Below are 19,404 nucleotides of genomic sequence, written 5' to 3' on the forward strand. Positions count from 1 at the left end.
GGCCGGCCATGATGTGGAGGGTGCGAATGCAACCAACTTTGACAAGATGGCGATCTCGGACAACTCTGCGGCCGGGGCGATCGGAAGGCTGAGGTCATGCGCGTTCGGCTCGGCTACCAACTCTCCATCACGGCGCTGTTCGTGGCGGTTGTGCTGACTGTCGGCCTTGTCCTGGTTTTCCTGAGCTTCGACCGGGCGCGATCGATCACCCGCTCGGCCGCGCTGGCCTTCATCGATCGGGTAGCCGATCATACGGCCGACCGGGTCGACGGACAGTTCAAGGACGTGCTCGACATCCTCGAAGTGCTGCGACAGCTGCAGCCCGTCGAAACCGGTGCGATCCTGGACAATCCGCCGTTCTATGCAACTCTGGCGGCGCTTCTGCGCCGGCATGGACAGCTCTACAACCTCTATGTCGGCTACGACGATGGCGGGTTCATCGAACTCGACGTGCTGGATCGGGCAGGGCCTGCCCTTCGCGCTCAGCTCCGTTCCCCGGCAGATGCCGCCTTCCGGCTCAGCATCGTCGAGCAGCCGAAGGATGGCACGTCGAGGATACGATACACGGACTATCTCTCCCCCGATTTGGCGGTTATCGCCCACGAGCGGCGCGAGGCGGATTACGATCCGCGCGAGAGACCCTGGTATCGGGACGCGTTCCAGCCGGGCGCCGGCGCCATCACCGATCCCTATGTGTTCAAGGCGGCCAACCTGATCGGCTATACGGTGCGCGTGCCGTTCTCCGAGAGGCGGCGCGGGGTCATAGCCGGAGATATCCTTCTCGCCGACACGGACGCTTTTCTGCGGACCCAGAAGCTTGGAACCACCGGCGTCGTATTTCTCTTCGACGATAGCGGCAGGGTCGTCGCGCACCCGCGCATGTCGGAGGTCCTGCACGCCCGGGCTGCGGATGCTCCGCTCGACCTGCCGCGTGTCGATCAGATGTCGACCGTCGATGTCGCCAAGCCTTTGAACGCGTGGCGGCAGGGCGGGGCGGCGCAGCAGATTTTCGAAGCGGCGGACGGGCGAACCTACGTGGCTGCGTTCCGGTCGATCAAGACCGCTGGCGCGTCCGGCCTTCGACTGGCCGTCATGGCGCCACTGGACGATTTCTTCGCGGAGATCGAGGCGGGGCGGCGGCGGCTGTTCTTCCTGGCGCTCGGCTTCGTTCTCGCCACACTTCCGGCCGTCTGGTGGATCGGATCGATGCTGTCCCGTTCCATGAAGGCGCTTGCCGTCGAGACGGATCGTATTCAGAAGTTCCAGACAGACGGGCCGGCAAGGGAGGTCCGGTCGATGATCCGCGAGATCGACGATCTCGGGCAGTCGGTCGCGACCATGCGGACTGTGGTGCGGACATTTGCGAGCTTCGTTCCGAAACGACTGGTGCAGCAGCTTCTCGCAACGGGCGACGCGCTGCGGCTCGGCGGTTCCCGGCGCGAGGTCACGATTCTGTTCACCGACATCGCGGGGTTCACCAACATCACTGAGAAGGCCGATCCCGAGCAGGTGATGATCCGGACCTCGCGCTATCTGGCCGTTCTCTCGGCGGTGATCATGGAGCATGGCGGCACGGTGGATAAATTCGTCGGCGATGCGATCATGGCGATCTGGAACGCGCCTGCGGATGATGACGATCATGTCGCCCATGCCTGCGCGGGCGTGCTGGCCTGCCGCGAGGCCAACCGAAGGCTCAATGCGGAATTCGAGAATGAAGGGTGGCCGGCCTACCGGACGCGGTTCGGGCTGCACACCGGAGAAGCGGTCGTCGGCACCATCGGGTCGGCCGACCGGATGGCCTACACGGTCCTCGGCGCGACGGTGAACCTGGCGGCCCGGCTGGAGCCGCTCAACAAGCAGTACGGCACCGAGATCCTGGTCAGCGATGCCGTCCGCCAGCGCGTCGCCGACCGCTTCGCCTTCCGACTGGTCGATGAGATCCAGCCAAAGGGTTTCGAGGCGACCGTCCGGGTCTACGAACTGTGTGGGGAGGTGCAGGAGCGGGTTGGGATGCAAATCGGGAATGGTGGGGGATGATACCTTCCCCGTCATCACCGGGCTTGTGCCGGTGATCTCGTTTGCATGGAGCGCCGTGCTCTTCTTTACCGGGATGGCCGGGACAAGCCCGGCCATGACGTGGAGTGATGTCTGCAACCGGTCCGAAGGATTGCAAATCCCCTGACGTCATCACCGGGCTTGTCCCGGTGATCTCGGTCCGAGAGGCGTCTCACCTTTCCGTATCGGGATGGCCGGCACAAGGCCGGCCATGACGTGGAGGAGTTGTGACGGCTTGTTATTCTCGATGAACCAAGCCAACCATGGGTTATGGGACTGTATTACGTCTATATCCTCGCGAGCCGGCCCGGTGGCGCCCTCTATGTGGGTGTTACCAACGATCTGGCGCGGCGCGTATGGGAGCATAAGACCGGGCACGGCAGCGGTCACGCGCGGCGCTATAAGATCGGCCGGCTCGTCTATTACGAGAGCTACCCGAGCATTGTGGATGCCATTCAACGGGAGACGTCGATCAAACGTTGGCCACGCACCTGGAAGACAAACCTGATCCTTGGAATGAACCCGACATGGCGTGATCTTTACGAGGAGCTGAACGCCTGACCGCTATAACTCCACGTCATGGCCGGCCTTGTGCCGGCCATCCCGCTCCCGTGAAGCGCAGTGCTTGTTCTAATCGGGATCACCGGGACGAGCCCGGTGATGACGGCCGGGGAATAGGTAGCCTCCGGACCGTTAGCGGATACCGCTCCACGTCATGGCCGGCCTTGTGCCGGCCATCCCGATAAGGAAAGGTGAGACGCTTCATGCAAACGAGATCACCGGCACGAGGCCGGCGATGACGTGGCAGGTGGTGTCATCCCCGGCGAGCGGAGCGAGGGAAGGGGATCCACTCCCACGCTCAGCGCTCTCGATTCCGTTCCCCTTCGCTGACGCTCCGGCCGGGAATGACACCACCGGAGCGCCGCGCCGAACGATCCTCTAGTTCACCTTCCGCAGCACGGCGTTGCCGTCCTCCAGAATGCGCTGGGCGGCATCGGCGATCGAGATCTGTCCGAAGGCCACTTGATCGGCCACCTTGCGCATGACGTTGTTGTCGAACTCGACGGCTCCGATCGGCACCGGCGGAGGATAATCGCTCACCTTGTCGGCCAGGAGGTTGACGTAGTCCACGGTCGCGCGCTCGACGTCGTTCAGACTGGGCAGGATGGCCTCGCGCACCTTGGGCGACATGGGAACGCCGCGCTCGACACCGAGAATCTTGCCCGCTTCGACGTCGTTGACGAAGAAGCTGATGAAGGCTGCCGCCTTGTCGGGATTCTTGGTCGTCGACCCGATGCTCCAGATCAGCGCCGGACGGTAGTAGTGGCCGGACTTCGTGCCCGGTCCCGACGATGGCACCATGGTGATCCCGAGCTTGTTCTTGGTGAGAAGCTGATAACCGATGAGCTGGTTGGAATAGGTCAGGCCCATGGCCGACTTGCCGAGCGCCAGGGAGTTCCGCTCGATCTGGTTCTGGTCCAGCGTCTGCACATCGGCCGGAACGCAGCCGTTGCGCTTGCGCAGATCTTCCCAGTAGGTGAACCACTCCTTCGCATCATCCACGGTGAACCCGAGCTTGGCGTCTTCCGTATACAGGCGCTTGCCGCGCTGACGGAGCCAGACGTCGAACACGTAGTGATAGCGGGCGCCGTAGGGAGCGCCCCAATAATCGGGGCGTCCCGACGCCTTGGTGAGTTCGACCGCCATGTCGGCAAACTCCTTCCAGGTGGTCTCGTGCGTCGGCGGCTTGATGCCGGCCTTCTCGAAGACCGTCTGGTCGTAGAAGAGGGAGAACGAATTGAGGCCCAGCGCAACGCCGTAGATCTTGCCGTTGGCGCGGCAGAGATCGACCATCTTCTCGCCGAAGCTGGAGATGTCGAGCTGCTTGCCCACGAACTCGTCCATGGGTTTCGCGGCGCCGCGCCCGGCATAATCCGCGAGGCTGCTCGGCTCCAGCTGGAACACGTCGGCGATGTTGCGTCCCGCCATCTGCGTGCCGATCTTCGCCCAGTAATCGGCGCCGACGGGCTCACCGGCGATCTCGATGCCGGTGCGCTCGGTGAACAGTTTGCCCACGTCGGTCGTGCGCCTTGCCCGGTCGGGGGATCCCCACCACGTGCAGCGCAGCCGTGCGGCGTCTCCTTGCGCCCAGCTCATGCCGGGGGCATTGATGGCGGCGGCGCCGCCGAGTGCCAGAGCGGATTTCAGTAAGGTACGACGATCGAGATAAGTCTTCATGGCTTCCTCCCATACGCTTCTCACATCGTTCTTCAGCGAGGGGGCGAGAAGCACGCCCCTCGGCGAGTGTCGTTATAGAGGTCGCGCCGCTCCAGCCGGGCGGTCCTTCACCTCTTCCAACAATTGACGAAACACGGCTGCATCGAGCCGGAACTGTTCGGGACTGTCGTCGCGGACGAATTCCAGCATGGCGAAACGGTCTCCCGGCCAGCGTGTTTCCGGAGCTTCCGTCAGGATCCTGCTCCAGTACGTTCGCTGGTCCGACAGCGGATAGCGGCTCTTCTCCCCGTCCCACGCGAAAACATGGACATGCGAGGTCTCGGCGCCGATGGCACGGAGCTCGTCGAGCGCTTCGTCGAGAGGCAGGCCGGGCCGGGGCTGCCAGTAGAGAAACACGTTGGGATCGTCGATCTCCGCCGCGAGTTTCTGGGCTGAGGCGAGATCGTCGGTCAGGGAATTCGGATGGTATTCGAGGCCGATCGTCACGGATGCGGAATCCGCCAGTCTCGCCATGCGCCGGATCAGCGACGCGGCGTGCTCGCGCTCCTGCTGAGAATAGGTCACGGAATCGCGGTTGCGCGAGCCCGGCCAGATGCGGATGTTCGGAGCACCGAGAGCCTGCGCGGTTTCAAGCACAGTGGCGAAGGCAGTCTCGTCGTCGCTCGGCGGTGCGATGTAGGATCCGTAGGAGATCACCGAGAGGCCCGCGTCTTCGGTCAGGCGCCGAACATGGCGTGCAAAGTCGAGTTGACCGGGTGGAACATGCACATCGCCCGCCCATTCGATCCCTTCGATGCCGCATTCCGTCGCAAGCCGGACGATGGTCCTGGGCGCGAGCTTGCGGAATGTCACCGAGCACAGGCCGGGCCGGAACGACGTCATGCCATCGTCTCCAGGGCGGCGGGCGTGATGGCGGAGCGCAAGGGGCGGCCCTCGACGAACCGCTCGATCTCTTTGACGATGTATTCGCCGAGCAGCTCCCGCTCATTGCCGATGGCGCCGGCGATATGGGGCGTGAGAAAGACGTTCGGAAGGTCGTAGAGCGCGGATGACGTCTCCGGAACTTCCGGATGGGTGACATCGATGATCGCATCGATGCGGCCCGTGCGCAGCTCATCGATGAGGTCGTCCTGATTGACGATGATGCCGCGCGCCGTGTTGATGAGCGTCGCCCCATCGGGCATGAGGGCCAAGTGCCTGCGGGCGATCATGCCCTGCGTCGCCGGCAGGGCAGGGGCATGAATGGAAACGACATCCGAGCGCCGCATCAGCTCTTCCAGGGAAACGCTCTCCACGCCAAGAGCCGCTGCCTCCTGAGCGCTCACATACGGATCGTGAAGCAGAACCCTGAAGTGGAACGGCTCCAGAAGCTCGATGACGCGCCGCCCGATCCTCGAGGCTCCGATGATGCCGATCGTTCGATGGAAATTTCCGAGTGATCGCGACGTCATCGGAAAGGTCCGGGTGCGGTTTCGGTCCGAGCGGTAGATATCGCGAAAACGGAAGACCTGCTTGTTGGCGAAGATGATCGCCGCGAGCGTGAATTCGGCCACCGGGATGGCGTTTGCCTCGGCCGCGTGAGTGACCGCAACTCCGGCCGCGAGAACATCCGGCGACAGGAACCCTTTGACGGTCCCCGCCGCATGGGCGACCAGCTTCAGTTGCGGCGCCATCTCCAGAATGTCCCGCCCGATGGCCGGACAGCCCCAGCCGGTGATGAGGATTTCGGTCTTCCGGAACACATCGGGTGCCTGCCCCAGGGTAAACGACCGGAGCGGGTTGGGATCGAGGATCGTGCAGCACCGTGCCAGCCGGTCGAGCAGGTGTGACGTGAGGACACCTTCCGTACGGGCAGGATCCATGGCGAAGGCGACGCTGTACGGCCGGGTCATGGCGCCATTCTCCAGGCGATGGCGCCGACGCGGCGGCTGTCCCGTGATATGAGAGCTTCCAGCTCGTCGATTGCCGGTGCGGGTGGAATGTCCTTCCAGATCGCGGCCGCATCGAACCGATCGGTCAACGCGATCGCCGCCGTCATCAGAATCGTTTCTCCGCTTGGGATTTCGCCGCGGAGCTGCGGCACGAATGTCTTCGGATAGAGCAGATTCGTGTTGGGAGGAGCTTTCAACGCGACTCCCCGGCGTTCAATCAAGGATCCCAGATCGGCGATGCCGCTGAACTCGCCGGCGCCGACGACCAGCGCAGCGCCGTTTCGCTCCTCGATCCGTTCCAGCTTCCGGTAGGCATCCGCGCGGGGAATCGCAAAGCCCCCTTCGGCGGTGCTCAGCGGACGCGGCGTTCTGATCCGGTGGACCCGGACATGCCATGGGTTGGCCGGGAGGAGCCAGGTTTCCACCTCGACATCGGACCAGGGACGCCAGCGGGCATAGAGAACAGTCCCGGCGATGCGCGCCTCTTCATTGGTTTCGCGCACGCGGAAATGCCGGCCGTCGTCGCTGAAGGCGAGCATCCCGTCCAGGGCCGCCCCCTCGAAGATGCGTTCGTCGCTCTCGACGCTGAAGGCATAGCGGGACGAATAGACGAACTTGGCATACTTCTCGCTGCCGAACCGCATCTGGAGGTTTTCCTGACCGGACGACAGCGCGATGACGTTTCCGGGGGTGTGCATCATCACCATGCCGGGTTGGGGTTGAGAGGATGTCTCCGAGATGACGGGAGCCGGTGCTTCCTCGGCCGTCCAGAACGGGTGCGACGGGGGAAGGGCAAGCGGCAGGAAGGCCTTGAAGGCCCAATAGGGCGACCCTGCCGAATTGTAGTTCTCCGACATGAGCAGGTTGGCGTAGCCGAACCCGACGGTGAGCACGCCGCTCCGGTCGGTGATCGGATACTGGGCCCACCAGCGCAGATGGCGGAGATAATAGCCCTTCACCTCGCCCCAGGGCAGCGCCTCCTCGTCCGCAAAGGCCAGCGCGGCCCAGAAGCCGGCACAGGCAAAGCGGTAGGTCATGCTGCGGCCGAAGACGAGCGCGCCGCCGTCGTCCGCGAACCAGTGCCGGATGTTCGGAGCGAACAGACGGGCCCAGTCGCGGAACCGTTGCTTCCGCTCCTCGTCGGTTGCCGCCAGGGCTGCGTAGATCAGCCCGTAGAAGTGCATCGCAAAGGGGATGTAATGATCGACACGCGGGACATTGCCATCCCGGTACCATCCATCTCCGAGGTAGAATGCTTCCAACTCTTGAAGGTATTGCTCGGTGAGCGTTCGGTCGAAGTCTATGCCGATCCGCTCGAGACCGAGATCGATCATCACCCGGAAGAACTTCCAGTTGTTGTCGGCGAACTGGTGGGGGCGTGCTTCCAGCAGATAGGTGGCGACGTTCCTTCGCGCACGCTCGTCAAGAGGGTCCCACAGGTGCTGGGGGATCAAGCGAAGCGCGAAGCCGAGCGCGGCCAGTTCGACCATCCTCTGATCGCGGTCGGTGACCTTGCCCCAGTACTCGGGATGCTCGGGATCCGTCCCGTTGGCGAGCCCTTTTGCGAAGAGATGCCAATGGGGAAAGTCTCCGCCGCCGGCGGCATAGGGCGCCAATCCCCAGAGCGGCCGTGCAAAGCCTTCCAGATCCGCCGCGGCCTGATCGAAATGGGCAGCCGTGGCGCTGAGGCTCACCCGAGCGCCTCCTTCCGAAAAGGCAGGCAGGAGCGGATTGAAGAGATCCAGAAGCGCCTTTTCGACATCCCCTCTCGTCTTGAGCGGGTTGCCGGCGAGAGGATTGGCATGGATGGGGGTATAGGTCATGCCGAGAGCTCTCCATCTTCGGGCTGCTTGGAAGGAGCCTGCACAGTGGCGCCTTCGACCAGCCTGACAGCCAATTCGACCTTGCGCGGCTCTGCGCCGGGATCGGCGATGCGACGCTGCATGAGGTAATAGGCCTCCTGACCGATCGCCTCCCGGTCGACATGCATGGTGGTCAGCCGCGGCATGGTCATGGATGCGCAGGGCAGGTCGTCGAACCCCATCACGGCGAAGTCGCGAGGGATCGAAAAATGGTGATTGGTGAGAGCTTCCATGACCCCGACCGCCATCATGTCGTTCATGCAGAAGGCGGCGGTGAAGCCTTGGTCGTCGCGCAGAACCGCCTCCATCGCTTCACAAGCCTCCATGCTGGTCCGGGATGCGGAAGGCAGCTGGACGATGCGCGTCGTCACGCCATTTTTCGCGGCCGCCGCCTCGAAGCCGCGGACGCGCTCCCGGATCGTATGGCGATGGGACATCGTGAAATGGAGAATCCGCTGGTGGCCCGCGGCAATGAGATGCTGAGTCGCGAGCCGCGCCCCGTAAAAGTTGGCGGGCGATACGCAGTCGAACTGAAGGTCAGGGTCGTTGCCGTTGACCCAGACGGTCGGGATTTTGGATTCAATGAGCCAGCCGCACAGATCCTCCGGTGGGTCGATGCCGACCAGGAAGATACCCGTCGCATCGGTCTCCGACAGGGTGTGCTTCAACTCGGATGCCTTCAGGGAGGATGATCGGACGAGCCGCGGCAGGAGAGTGCCGCCCGAACGGGATGCGGCTCCCCGCAGACCGCTCAGAATTCCTTCATAGAACATACCCAACCCGCCCGTTGCCTGATCGACCGGTATGAGTGCAACGGACCGTTGGTTTTGCGGCTGGGCGCTCGGCACCGGGCGGATGTTATAGCCGAGTTCGGACGCGATCCGGATCACCTGATCCCGCACATTCGTGCTGATGCCGGGCTCGTTCGCGAGGACACGCGATACGGTGCTCACCGAAACGCCGGCAAAGCGGGCGATGTCCGTCTGGCGCGGACGACGGCTGAGGCTCACTCTCGTCATCTCCTCCCCGCTTTTATTCGTTGCATGAATTTGTTGCGCAAGCCGAGCCCAGTTGCAATCCTCATGCAAATGCAAAATTTTGCACGAGGATTGCCTTGGGGTTGCGGTGTCTCTGTGCCGAGATCGAGCAGCTGCGCTCACGGTACCGAGGTGATGGTCAGCGCGGCGATCTGCCGACCTGGGTTCCGATGACGGCGGCTGAGACGATCGCCAGGCTACCCACGACGAGGGAAAGCGTCGGGACGATGCCGAAGTAGAAATAATCGGCGATGGAGGAGAAGACGATCACGACATAGCTGAGGGGGCCAGGATGCTCGCTTCGGCCAGTTGGTGGGAGCGCAGGAAGCAGAATTGGCCGACTTGGGCGAGGACGCCGATGATGAGGAAGGCGGGAAGGTCGTCCAGTACCGGGGGAACCCAGACGAAAGCCGCCGGGATGGCCGTCAGGATGGCAAGGCCGATGGTATAGAACACCATCAGGACGACGGCGTGTTCTCCCGTGAGACGGCGGGTCTGAATAACGCTCAGGGAGCCAAAGAGGACCATTCCCAAAGCCGCCAGCAAACCCCAGTCCCAACTCATCGAACCGGGCTTCACGATGAACAGCACGCTGACGAAGCAGATGACGGTCGATATCCAATGCCGCCGTAGAATACGCTCGCCCAACATCAACGCGGCAAGGGCCAGAATGACGAAAGGACGGGTGAAGCCGATCACGGTGACGAGCGTCAAAGGCAGGGCGGCGGTGGCGGCATAATTGCAGCTCAGGGCCAGCGTACTGCAAAGCACCCGTCCGAGATGCCCCTTTACTTGCCGGCTGTTGAACACGTCGGATCGATAACGCCATATGAGCGGGGCAATGAGCAGGAGCCCAACGATGGCGCGGAAGAAGACGAGCTGGATCGCGGGAAAGGTCGCGCCGGCCTGCTTGATGACTCCCATCGACGTGACGACGAGCACCATGTCGGCCAGGGCAAAGACCGCCCCTTGTCGATTGGCGACATGACGGTCTTTGACATCGGTTGGAGGCATCATGTTGGAGAAAGGCCTGATCTGGGCAGGCCCGACATTGAGCAGATCTGCCCAGGAAGTCTCGTCCGACGCCGTTAACATCAGCTTATCGATCTGCTGAAACGACAAATGTGCTCAGGCAAGACGGACAAGCTTGATAGGCGAAAGGCTACCGACGGTCGATGACGGTGTATTCTGCGTCGATCACATCATCCTGCGAGTGGTTCCGAGCGCGGCGCACACGGCGGCGAAGGTAGAAATACAAGGCCGTGCCGCCTGCAAGAAGGAGAGGGAGCACCACGAAGAGACCGATCAGCATCATCGCCAGCAGGGCAACTCCTGCCGCAGCCACGGCCACCATTCTCACCAGAATGGACAGGAAGCCACCGGAAGGGGTGTTTGTCGTTCGTGTCCGAAAAACCGCGTAGTCCATGATGGATCCTCCAGTTGCGGGAGCGCTCGTCGGCGCAAGGGCAAGAGAGGTGTCCGACATCGCGAGCGGCGACCCGCTCGCCAGAGGGGCCCGGACCCCTAGGCCACGCCAATGTGGGAGGAGAATAGGGCGGATGCAAGGCTAAGGAGAATAATCCCGCACAGACGCTTTCCGTATGGTTGTCTCGGGGGATTGCTTCCTTACTGCCAGAGGGCGAGCCGATTACTTATCCGTTTGGACAAGAACAGCAACCTGAACTCTAGATGGAGGTTCAGATCCTTGCGGAAGCCCGTCTTCCGCTGAGTTTCTGAAATCAATCGATGAACAGCTTGGCGCAATGAAACAACATATAATTCGCAGAGATTATATATTTGTTCAAAACAGCGCTTTGAGGACCCGGCAATCATCAACGCGCAGCTTGCATTGTGTCTCCAACATCTCGTTAAATAATCAACTGCTGCCACAATAGGACGGTGCTGAACTGAGAGTTGGCAATGAATTGTCCACGCTGTGCACAACCTAGCCCGGACAATGCACGGTTTTGCAGCCAGTGTGGGGCACCTCTTGTCCTGGATGCTCCAGTATCGGAGAGTTCTTCGACAGAGCCAGAGAGTACGGAAGAGTTCAAGCCCGTCACGATCCTCTTTGCAGATATCGTTGCTTCGACTGAACTTGTTTCAAAACTCGATCCTGAACAGGCAATGAGGCGTCTGGCGCCGGCTGTCTCTCTCATGCGGCGAGCGGTGGAGCGTTTCGGCGGGACCATCATCCATACATTGGGTGACGGTATAATGGCACTCTTTGGTGCGCCGCACATCCAAGAGGGGCATGCCTTGCTGGCATGTCAGGCTGCATTGGCCATTCAGGCCGAAACAAGGGAGGCATACGGAGCGGCAGCTGTTCGGATCGGTCTGCATTCCGGGTTGATCGTTTCCGAGACGAAGCTTGTCGGGGCGATCAACGAACGTGAGGCCTATGGCGTCGCCATCCATATCGCCAACCGAGTGCAATCCTTGGCCGAGCCAGGAGCAATCTATCTCAGTGAAGATTGCTATCACCTTGTCGAGCGGTATTGCTCCGCCCGATTAATTGGGCGCCGCAGCATCCGGGGTCTGTCTCATGACATAAGTATCTTTGAGCTCATCGGTTTGCAGCCGTCGTCATCCGAGGAGCTTTTCAAAAATTCGAACCTCACGCTTTTCCAAGCCCGAGAGCGGGAAATATCGGACCTCGAATCGTCCTTGCAAGCAGCTCTACGCGGTGAAAGCCATGTCGTTGGGATCTGCGGCTCGGCCGGAAGTGGAAAATCAAGACTTTGCTATGAGTTTGCCGAGCGATGCCGGGGAAATCATATCCCGGTAATCGAAGTCAGGGCTCAGCCTTATGGAAAGGCCGCTCCCATTCAGCCTATTCTCGAAGTCGTCCGGCTGTTGCTCGGGATTTCACCAGGTGACGACCCCACCACTGCGCGAAGCCAAGTCGCAGACTGCCTGGAGAAACTAGGTTCTTCTCCAGAGAACGCATTGCCGATCCTCTGCGATTTCCTTGGCGTGGCCGAGAGCGGTCCAGAGCCGGCAATGACCCCGAAAATGCGGCATGCGGCACTTCTGGATATTCTCTCGTGGTTAGTCGGTGGTCATGCTTCCAATCCGTATGTCATCGTAATGGAGGACCTCCATTGGCTGGACGACGCAAGTGAGACCTTCCTGGAAACATTCTGGAATTCGATTGTCGGCTCTTACGCCCTGATGATCGTCAACTACAGGCCCACCTATCAGGCACCTTGGACCGATCGAGAGGGCTTTCATCTCCTGGAGCTGAAGGACCTTGATGGCGCTCAAATAGATGGATTCATTTCCTCCGTCATTGGATCGCATGCAGATCTGGCAGACATACGCCGTCGAATTGCCGACCGGTCCGGAGGCAACCCGTTCTTTGCCGAAGAGATCATTCATTCATTGGTTGAAAGCCAAGTCCTTATCGGCAAGCCTGGCGATTATCGCCTTGGAGGCGAGATCGACGACAATCCGCTCCCAGTGACGCTTCAGGCCGTAATCGGCGAACGCATTGACAGGCTTCCGTCCTTCGATCGAACGCTCCTGCAGATGGCGTCAGTCATCGGAAAAGAGGTTCCGTATGCGGTTTTGGAGGCAGTGAGTGCGCAGGAGCAGGATGCCGAAATCAAACCAGCGCTCCTACGGCTATGTGCCGTCGAGCTCCTGCAGGACCAGAACAGACCGGACGGCCGCTACTATTCCTTTCGTCACCCGCTCATCCAGGAGGTGGCCTATTCAAGCCAGCTTAAAGCCCGCAGAAGCAGACTTCATGCCTTTGTCGCTCCGGCCTTGGCAAGCTACTATGCCGAGCGACAGGATGAGGTGGCGGGCCTCATCAGCTTCCACTACGAAGCTGCAGGCATACTTTCGAAAGCCGCCGAATACGCCCGCAAAGCGGCGGAGTGGATCGGGTCGATGCACCCGGCACAGGCGATCCGGCAGTGGCAGGTCGTACACCGTCTCGTCCACGCTCAGAGTCCATCTGCGAAAGATAATGCTTTGCTTATCCTCTCGAGCGCTCAGATCGCATGGCTTGGATGGCGCGAGGGAATGGGTGCCAAGGATGCCGCTCCCTACATCCAGGAAGCTCTGGCCATTGCGAAGAAGACGGACGACACGATGGTTCCTCTGCTTCTTTTCGTAGAGGCCAGGATCAGCGGTGCAAGCGGAGGGGCCGCGGACCATTATGTCGCCCGTGTCAGGGATGCATTGGCGATATTGGATGGCGCAGCCGACCAAAGCCGGGCTGCGACGCTCTATGCGTCACTGAGCCAGGCCTATGGCTGGGCTGGTCTCTTCAATGAGGCTCTCAAGGCCAATGATCGCGCCTTGTCCCTGCTGCAATATGTACAGGATTTTGAGAACCGCTTTCTGGGATACAGTGTCGAGCATTGGACACTCAGCCTGAGAGCGAGGATCCTAATCCATCTCAATCGCAGCGATGAGGGAAGAGCATGGCTCGATCATATGCTTGCAATCGAGGATGGACTGATCGATCCGACCGTTCAATTCATCAGTCACCTTGGCTATGTCGATCTCGCGTGGCTATCAGGAGATGCTGATTTGGCTCTATTTCACGCAACACGCGTGAGCCAACTCGCGGAGCGCCACGGTACGCCTTACCTGAAGGTGTTTGCATATGCATGCATGGCGATGGCCCGGGGACTTGCGGGAGACAACCAAGCGGCAATTCACGGCTTTGAAGAGGGTTTGAACTTCATGCACGCGGCAAGGGCAGCCTTGGACTACGAGCCGGACATGATGGCCAGTTTGGCCGAATGCCAGGCTCTTGTGGGCCAATATGGGGAAGCCCTTCTGACCGCAGAGCGCACGATCAGCCTGTCCCGGAATCGAGCGACCCGTCTCACCGAATGCCGCGCCCTGATCGTCGCCGGCGATGCTCTGCTCGAGCAGTTCGGAAATGAACGCTGTCAGGATGCCATAAGCTTTTTCGGGAAGGCCAAGGCGCTGATTGATCTGACTGGTGCAACGGTTCTTGAACCCCGTCTAAAGGCCGGTCAGGACAAGCTCCTGATCAAGTGCCCCTGAGCCCAAGAAAGCATTTCCGGATTCATATCAATCGATAGTCAGGTTGATTCTTAGGGCCGAAGCCGACGTTAATTGCCCGAAAGAGTCCGAATGGGTCTGATGAGAAGGGTAAACTCGCTCATCCCATAATCATTGATGAGGTGGACTTCGGAGCTAAGGCTCTTTTCGCAGAAGTCGATCCATTGCATCGGATCGGTACAATATAGCCCGGCTTTCGCTCTTTCCCCAGTGTTTGGCAAGTGGACAAAGTTTACGGCGAAGCCCTTGCAGCTGGTCGAACTCAGATGGGACAAGGTCGTCTCGATGAGACGCTCCCAAACCTGGATCGGCTGATCCAGCATGACGTTGAAAATTCCGCTTGCGATGCTGTAATCTGCTTGGCGCGGGCTCTCTCTGCCATGATGGAACCGGATCAAATCTCCCGCCCAGCGTTTTTTTGCACGGCGAACCATTGCAGATGACAGGTCGATTCCGAGATAGTTGATAGAGCTCTGAGGATGATAGAGCGCGAGGTAGTCGAGAAGAGCGCCGTACCCGCATCCGATATCATTGAGGGAGAAAGGGACGTCAAAATTGCAGAGCGCGAGAAGTTTTCGAAACCGCAGTGCTTGCGTCGGAACGCAGCTCCAGTCGACCCCCAGCGGTGTCGGGCCATAGCGACGAAGCTTCTGCGTGTAATACTGCGCTACCTGCCAATAGGCATCATCAAGTTCAGCAGGCGGGGAACTTGTCATTCCGAGCGACGGCCTATCTTCGCCGTGGCGTTTTTCGCGTGCTCTTGGGCGCTGGCTTCGTTGTCTTCGTCGGTGCCTTCCGAGCGGCAATCGTGGTTTGCCTGGCAGCCCGAGCAGCCGTTTTGGGGAGCATTGGGATCGATACGATAATGTAGTCCTGCGTCATATAGAAGAGACCGGTTGGAGCATTCCTCACGATAACCCTGCGCCCGTCCTCGCTGCGGGAATCATGAGCCTGGAAGTGAACGGGAAGGGGATAGCGCGACGCCAGATTCTCAATCATCATGTTCATGATACGATCATTGCCATTCACGCCTGGCTCGTCCGACTCGTACAAACCCAACTCACCAATCAGGGTGAGCCATCTGTTCCGTGCCCGGGCGTTCCAGAAACCTCCGAGATTGAGGACCGCAACGCAGTCGCGCAGGGAGCGTCCGCGTTGAAAGATCTGGAACTCTTTTTGAAGCGCAGCCATCTCGTCTATGCCGCCGAATGCTTCCTTCGGACCTTGGGAAGGACCGAAGCGAAGGTTCATGAGATCGAACAATCCTGAGATGAAGATATCATCCTCTTTCATGATGCGGCCCATGAGTTCCTCCAGTTTCCCGATGCAGAGTTGCCGTGCGCATCGCGAAACCTATCGCACCAGTCTCCGAAAGCAGTGTCAAGTTTAGATGGATGGTTACTAAGAGGTAGAAGAGTATTGAATCCCAATTAAATGCGAGGCTGGGGCTTCAAAGCCGCGTTCCCTGCGCTTGGGCGGAAAATGGTTCGTGATTTGACTTCAAATTTCAACGGCCGTGCGAACGAAACTCTGCTGAGAAAAGCGCATAAAAAGTATGTGCGTCAGTTCGTCGGACGCTGGCGGCTAAACGAATGAGTATGTTTCGGCAAGTAATGCTCATATAAGTTAGAATAGTTCGAAGGAATGTATAGTTTTATTATAATAATTAAAAACTATAGTATTTGACTCTACGAGAACTGTTCTGATAGGCGGAAACCGTCGTCGTGATATGAAGGTTTCTGTTGTGAAGCTGCTCCTTTCGTTGCTGGCATCGTCAGCTCTTGTTTTTGTATCAACTCAAGTGTTCGCTCAGACGTCAGAGACGCGCGCCATTCAGCTTGAGGAGGTGACGGTTGAAGGGAGCCAAACTGGGCAGGGGGGGACATCACCGCCGACGGCTATGTCGCCACGTCGACCCGCAGTGCAACCAAGACGGACACGCCAGTTCTCGAGACGCCTCGGTCGATGTCGACGGTCACGCAGGAGCAACTAGAGGATCGCAAGCCCCAGACGTTGCTCGACGCACTATCCTATACGCCTGGCGTCCGGGTTGGGAGCTACGGCTTTGATCCGCGTTACGACGCATTCACCATCCGCGGCATCGATGTCACCTATACCGGGGTATTCCGTGATGGCTTGCGCCAGGTGAACAGCCCGAATGGCTTGTTCCGACTCGAGCCTTACGGCCTGGATGGAATTACGATTCTGAGAGGGCCCGCGGCCTCGATTTATGGCGCAAGCAGCACCGGCGGCGTCATCGATCTGATTTCGAAGCGCCCGACTTTTCTACCCTTTCGCGAAGTCGAAGTTCAAACCGGCTCCTATGGACGTCTTCAGGGCAACTTCGATCTTTCAGGTCCCGCCAATTCCGACAACACGTTCTTCTATCGCCTGACCGGTCTCGTGCGCCATGCGGGAACTGAGATCGACGCCGTCAAGGACGACCGTATCTTCATCGCGCCGGCCTTTACCTGGAGGCCGAACGATGCCACGACGCTGACGATCCTTGGCGAATACATGGATTCGACCACGGGTGGTACCGCGGCCTATATCAATAACTACGCGACGGATGCTTCAGGCAATCCCACCAGTCTGTCGATTGGCGCCACCCGTGTGTTTGCCGGCGACAAGCGATACAATGACTTTCGTCAGAAGCAGGGCCGGATCGGCTATGAGTTTGAGCATCGCTTCAACGATACGTTCACCCTGCACCAGCGCACGCGGTTCTCTGCGCTTGGCATCAACCAGGAATATTTCTTCGGTGGGTCGGGCCTCACTCGCGAGAACAATTGGGGTATCGTCAGCGATACCTATCTCGAAAGCCGCGTGAAAACGGGTGCGGTCGATCACACGATCCTGACCGGTCTGGATGTCAGTCGCTTGAGCTATGTCTCCAAGCAAGGTTTCGGCGTCGTCCCCATCGGGACCGATCCGGTGCTCTCCTATCGGGAAGATCAGACGCAGACCCTCACCGGAATCTACATTCAGGACCAACTCAAGTGGCAGAACTGGCGGCTGACTCTTGGCGGCCGTCATGACTGGCTGACGAGCGAGTTCGACAGTGCAGGCCTCGAGTTCGATCGGGATGACACCAAGTTCACGGGGCGTGCCGCTTTGGGGTACGTGACTGATTTCGGACTTGCGCCTTATCTGAGCTGGGGCACGTCCTTCACGCCCAATCCAGGTACTGTCCTGGGAGGCAGCGTGGCGGAACCGACGACGGGCGAACAGGTCGAGGTTGGCGTGAAATACGACCTTCCAGGCATCAATGCATCGCTGCGTGCCGCCATCTTCGATATTCATCAGGATAACGCGGTAGTCTATCAGGTCGTCGACGGCACGAACCAGCAGGTTCAGCTCGATCTCCGGTCCCAGGGGTTCGAGCTTGAAGGTGTCGCCTCACTGACGGACGGACTGAATGTCCAGGCATCCTATTCCTATACCGATGCGCGCATCGAGAAGCTGACCCCGGAAACCGTGGGTAACCGGCTGACAAGCGTACCCTACCATCTGGCATCGCTGTGGCTCGATTACACCGTTCAGGAGGGGCCGGTCAGGGGGCTCGGCATTGCCGGCGGCGTGCGCTATGTCGGCTCCAGCTTCGGCGACAACCTCAACCGACTCGTGATCGAGAACGAGCCGCGCACCTATCTCGATGCTGCAATCCGCTATGATCTCGAGAACATCAATCCGAGCCTTAAGGGATTGCGCTTCCAGGTGAATGCCACGAACCTTCTCGACGAGGACGGTCAGGTCTGCACGTCCAACTACTGCTACTTCGACGAGGGCCGTAAGGTCATCGCAAGTCTGCGGTACCGGTGGTGACGATGACGGCCTCAGGAGCGCCGCCCGCTCGCAGTCTCGACACCCCGCTCGCTATCGTCCTTGCGATCGGAGGATTGTATGTGGGGCAGAGCATCATCGGAGGAGTGACCTTCAGCGCTCTCCCGAGTGTGCTTCGCGAGCGTGGACTGCCTCTCGACCAGATCGGATTGACCTATGTCGCGGTTCTGCCATGGGTGCTGAAGTTTCTCTGGGCCCCGGCAATCGAGCGCTATCGTCTGCCGTCGACTGGTCCGAGCCGGTCGCGATCCATCGTCCTGATCGGCGGGTTGGTCTCGGCTGCCTGCTTCGTCTTGGCTGCCGTGATCGGTCCGAGCAGTTTTGTGCCACTCATGGCGATATTCATTGTGGTTGCTTTCGCAGCCTCGACGGTCGACATCGCTTGCGATGGTCATGCCGTCGAAAGCCTGTCCGAGCGGTATCACGGCTGGGGCAATGCCGCTCAGGTGGGCGGGGCCTATCTCGGCTCCGCGATTGGTTCAGGTCTTTTCCTGGTGCTCGTTGCGCGAGTCGACTGGATTCAGGCCATGATCGTCATGGCGGTCCTTCTCTTGCTGCTCGGGCTGCCCTTCGTCCTGTCGCCTGCGATCACACCAGTCGACGCGAGATCTCATAGGCCATCTCTGCGTGACGCACTGAGGCGTACAGAGATGCGCAAGGGGCTGGCGCTGGCCGCACTTTATGCCGTATCACAGAAATGGGGCTTGGCGATGCTAGGGCCATTCCTCGTCGATTCCGGTCTCGATCTGGATTCGCTCGGAGTCGTCAATGGGGCCGGAGGGATGATCCTCGGTTTCGGCTGCGCGCTTCTGGGCGGCGCTCTGGTCCGATCTTGGGGAGCACGAGCGATCATGGTCCTCGCGCTCGTCCTGCAGGCTCTCACTCTGTCTGGACTTGCGGCGGCCGCATGGATCGGTGGAGCATCTCAATTGCTTCTGCTGGGCTTCGCGCTTGCCAGTTCGTCCGCCATCATGGCGCTCGGTTTCGTAGCGCTTTATGCACAGTTCATGGCACTGTCGGATCCACGCCAGGCTGGGATCGACTTCACGCTGCTGCAATGCATGGATGCGCTCGTCAGCATGATCGGCGGCATCGGGGCAGGCTGGATCGCTCAGCATTTCGGCTACAGCGCCTGTTTCGGACTTGCGGCGTTTCTCGTCATCCTCGCGATCACACCGGTGGCGTTGCTGACCGTAAGGTCCGGATCATCGGAAGGGATCGAGACCAGCTCCCAGCCTCGTCAGCCGCTACCGCAGCGATCCTGATTTGTGGTTGGCTGCTAAAAGCGGGCATGGCGTAATATCAGCATGCGACGATTACCCGCATCCGTGATACTGCCTCTCGCAGGGCGGCGCTCAGCGATGTCTGTGTTGCATTGACGAGGAGTTA

The 19,404-nt window shown here is 60.1% G+C and carries 15 protein-coding genes; 5 read left to right on the top strand and 10 right to left on the bottom strand.

Annotated features, from left to right (window positions below; genetic code table 11):
* The first annotated feature begins 96 nt into the window (after positions 1 to 96).
* Both ACD578_RS07030 and ACD578_RS07035 read left to right on the top strand, forming a co-directional pair.
* On the top strand, positions 97 to 2,037 hold the full coding sequence (locus ACD578_RS07030) for an adenylate/guanylate cyclase domain-containing protein (protein ID WP_404291976.1): 1,941 nt from the start codon (positions 97 to 99) through the stop codon (positions 2,035 to 2,037).
* A 288-nt stretch (positions 2,038 to 2,325) separates the two neighbouring features.
* The gene (locus ACD578_RS07035) at positions 2,326 to 2,616 is read left to right on the top strand and encodes a GIY-YIG nuclease family protein (RefSeq protein ID WP_404291977.1); all 291 of its coding nucleotides are present in this window, start codon (positions 2,326 to 2,328) and stop codon (positions 2,614 to 2,616) included.
* 378 nt (positions 2,617 to 2,994) lie between these two features.
* On the opposite strand, the gene ACD578_RS07040 is transcribed toward ACD578_RS07035, so the two are convergent.
* From ACD578_RS07040 to ACD578_RS07075, 8 genes are all read right to left on the bottom strand, one after another.
* A complete protein-coding gene (locus tag ACD578_RS07040; protein ID WP_404291978.1) occupies positions 2,995 to 4,293 on the bottom strand; it encodes an ABC transporter substrate-binding protein in 1,299 nt (432 codons plus the stop codon).
* A gap of 72 nt (positions 4,294 to 4,365) precedes the next feature.
* Positions 4,366 to 5,175: a sugar phosphate isomerase/epimerase family protein gene (locus ACD578_RS07045; protein ID WP_404291979.1), complete on the bottom strand. Its 810-nt coding sequence runs from the start codon at positions 5,173 to 5,175 to the stop codon at positions 4,366 to 4,368.
* Complete coding sequence (locus tag ACD578_RS07050; RefSeq protein WP_404291980.1) at positions 5,172 to 6,185, bottom strand: hydroxyacid dehydrogenase; 1,014 nt, start codon at positions 6,183 to 6,185, stop codon at positions 5,172 to 5,174. Before ACD578_RS07050 ends, ACD578_RS07045 begins: the two co-directional genes overlap by 4 nt.
* Positions 6,182 to 8,047: a DUF2264 domain-containing protein gene (locus ACD578_RS07055; RefSeq protein ID WP_404291981.1), complete on the bottom strand. Its 1,866-nt coding sequence runs from the start codon at positions 8,045 to 8,047 to the stop codon at positions 6,182 to 6,184. Before ACD578_RS07055 ends, ACD578_RS07050 begins: the two co-directional genes overlap by 4 nt.
* Positions 8,044 to 9,105: a LacI family DNA-binding transcriptional regulator gene (locus ACD578_RS07060; RefSeq protein WP_404291982.1), complete on the bottom strand. Its 1,062-nt coding sequence runs from the start codon at positions 9,103 to 9,105 to the stop codon at positions 8,044 to 8,046. The genes ACD578_RS07055 and ACD578_RS07060 overlap by 4 nt, the downstream gene beginning before the upstream one ends.
* A gap of 157 nt (positions 9,106 to 9,262) precedes the next feature.
* Complete coding sequence (locus ACD578_RS07065) at positions 9,263 to 9,394, bottom strand: hypothetical protein (RefSeq protein ID WP_404291983.1); 132 nt, start codon at positions 9,392 to 9,394, stop codon at positions 9,263 to 9,265.
* A complete protein-coding gene (locus ACD578_RS07070) occupies positions 9,391 to 10,218 on the bottom strand; it encodes a DMT family transporter (protein ID WP_404291984.1) in 828 nt (275 codons plus the stop codon). Before ACD578_RS07070 ends, ACD578_RS07065 begins: the two co-directional genes overlap by 4 nt.
* A 67-nt stretch (positions 10,219 to 10,285) precedes the next feature.
* Entirely contained in the window at positions 10,286 to 10,549 is a 264-nt protein-coding gene (locus ACD578_RS07075) for a hypothetical protein (RefSeq protein WP_404291985.1), read from the bottom strand.
* A gap of 494 nt (positions 10,550 to 11,043) precedes the next feature.
* Between ACD578_RS07075 and ACD578_RS07080 the strand changes: the two genes are divergently transcribed.
* Positions 11,044 to 14,154: an adenylate/guanylate cyclase domain-containing protein gene (locus ACD578_RS07080; protein WP_404291986.1), complete on the top strand. Its 3,111-nt coding sequence runs from the start codon at positions 11,044 to 11,046 to the stop codon at positions 14,152 to 14,154.
* A gap of 68 nt (positions 14,155 to 14,222) precedes the next feature.
* On the opposite strand, the gene ACD578_RS07085 is transcribed toward ACD578_RS07080, so the two are convergent.
* Together ACD578_RS07085 and ACD578_RS07090 are read right to left on the bottom strand one after the other, a co-directional pair.
* Entirely contained in the window at positions 14,223 to 14,888 is a 666-nt protein-coding gene (locus ACD578_RS07085) for a class I SAM-dependent methyltransferase (protein WP_404291987.1), read from the bottom strand.
* A gap of 13 nt (positions 14,889 to 14,901) precedes the next feature.
* Complete coding sequence (locus ACD578_RS07090; protein ID WP_404291988.1) at positions 14,902 to 15,477, bottom strand: hypothetical protein; 576 nt, start codon at positions 15,475 to 15,477, stop codon at positions 14,902 to 14,904.
* A gap of 660 nt (positions 15,478 to 16,137) precedes the next feature.
* Between ACD578_RS07090 and ACD578_RS07095 the strand changes: the two genes are divergently transcribed.
* On the top strand, positions 16,138 to 17,997 hold the full coding sequence (locus ACD578_RS07095; RefSeq protein WP_404291989.1) for a TonB-dependent siderophore receptor: 1,860 nt from the start codon (positions 16,138 to 16,140) through the stop codon (positions 17,995 to 17,997).
* Between the two features lie 2 nt (positions 17,998 to 17,999).
* Positions 18,000 to 19,280 (top strand): MFS transporter, encoded by a 1,281-nt coding sequence (locus tag ACD578_RS07100; protein WP_404291990.1) that lies wholly within the window; start codon positions 18,000 to 18,002, stop codon positions 19,278 to 19,280.
* Positions 19,281 to 19,404 lie beyond the last annotated feature (124 nt).

The organism is Microvirga sp. RSM25 (assembly GCF_044784385.1).
GTDB classification, from domain to species: domain Bacteria; phylum Pseudomonadota; class Alphaproteobacteria; order Rhizobiales; family Beijerinckiaceae; genus Microvirga; species Microvirga tunisiensis.

What these genes read in the sequence shown, in the direction of transcription:
- ACD578_RS07100 (WP_404291990.1), top strand. Translation starts at nt 18,000, where the DNA reads ATGACGGCCTCAGGAGCGCCGCCCGCTCGCAGTCTCGACACCCCGCTC.
- ACD578_RS07030 (WP_404291976.1), top strand. Translation starts at nt 97, where the DNA reads ATGCGCGTTCGGCTCGGCTACCAACTCTCCATCACGGCGCTGTTCGTG.
- ACD578_RS07060 (WP_404291982.1), bottom strand. Translation starts at nt 9,105, where the DNA reads ATGACGAGAGTGAGCCTCAGCCGTCGTCCGCGCCAGACGGACATCGCC.
- ACD578_RS07040 (WP_404291978.1), bottom strand. Translation starts at nt 4,293, where the DNA reads ATGAAGACTTATCTCGATCGTCGTACCTTACTGAAATCCGCTCTGGCA.
- ACD578_RS07050 (WP_404291980.1), bottom strand. Translation starts at nt 6,185, where the DNA reads ATGACCCGGCCGTACAGCGTCGCCTTCGCCATGGATCCTGCCCGTACG.
- ACD578_RS07080 (WP_404291986.1), top strand. Translation starts at nt 11,044, where the DNA reads ATGAATTGTCCACGCTGTGCACAACCTAGCCCGGACAATGCACGGTTT.
- ACD578_RS07095 (WP_404291989.1), top strand. Translation starts at nt 16,138, where the DNA reads ATGTCGACGGTCACGCAGGAGCAACTAGAGGATCGCAAGCCCCAGACG.
- ACD578_RS07045 (WP_404291979.1), bottom strand. Translation starts at nt 5,175, where the DNA reads ATGACGTCGTTCCGGCCCGGCCTGTGCTCGGTGACATTCCGCAAGCTC.
- ACD578_RS07085 (WP_404291987.1), bottom strand. Translation starts at nt 14,888, where the DNA reads ATGACAAGTTCCCCGCCTGCTGAACTTGATGATGCCTATTGGCAGGTA.
- ACD578_RS07035 (WP_404291977.1), top strand. Translation starts at nt 2,326, where the DNA reads ATGGGACTGTATTACGTCTATATCCTCGCGAGCCGGCCCGGTGGCGCC.
- ACD578_RS07075 (WP_404291985.1), bottom strand. Translation starts at nt 10,549, where the DNA reads ATGGACTACGCGGTTTTTCGGACACGAACGACAAACACCCCTTCCGGT.
- ACD578_RS07070 (WP_404291984.1), bottom strand. Translation starts at nt 10,218, where the DNA reads ATGTTAACGGCGTCGGACGAGACTTCCTGGGCAGATCTGCTCAATGTC.
- ACD578_RS07090 (WP_404291988.1), bottom strand. Translation starts at nt 15,477, where the DNA reads ATGGGCCGCATCATGAAAGAGGATGATATCTTCATCTCAGGATTGTTC.
- ACD578_RS07055 (WP_404291981.1), bottom strand. Translation starts at nt 8,047, where the DNA reads ATGACCTATACCCCCATCCATGCCAATCCTCTCGCCGGCAACCCGCTC.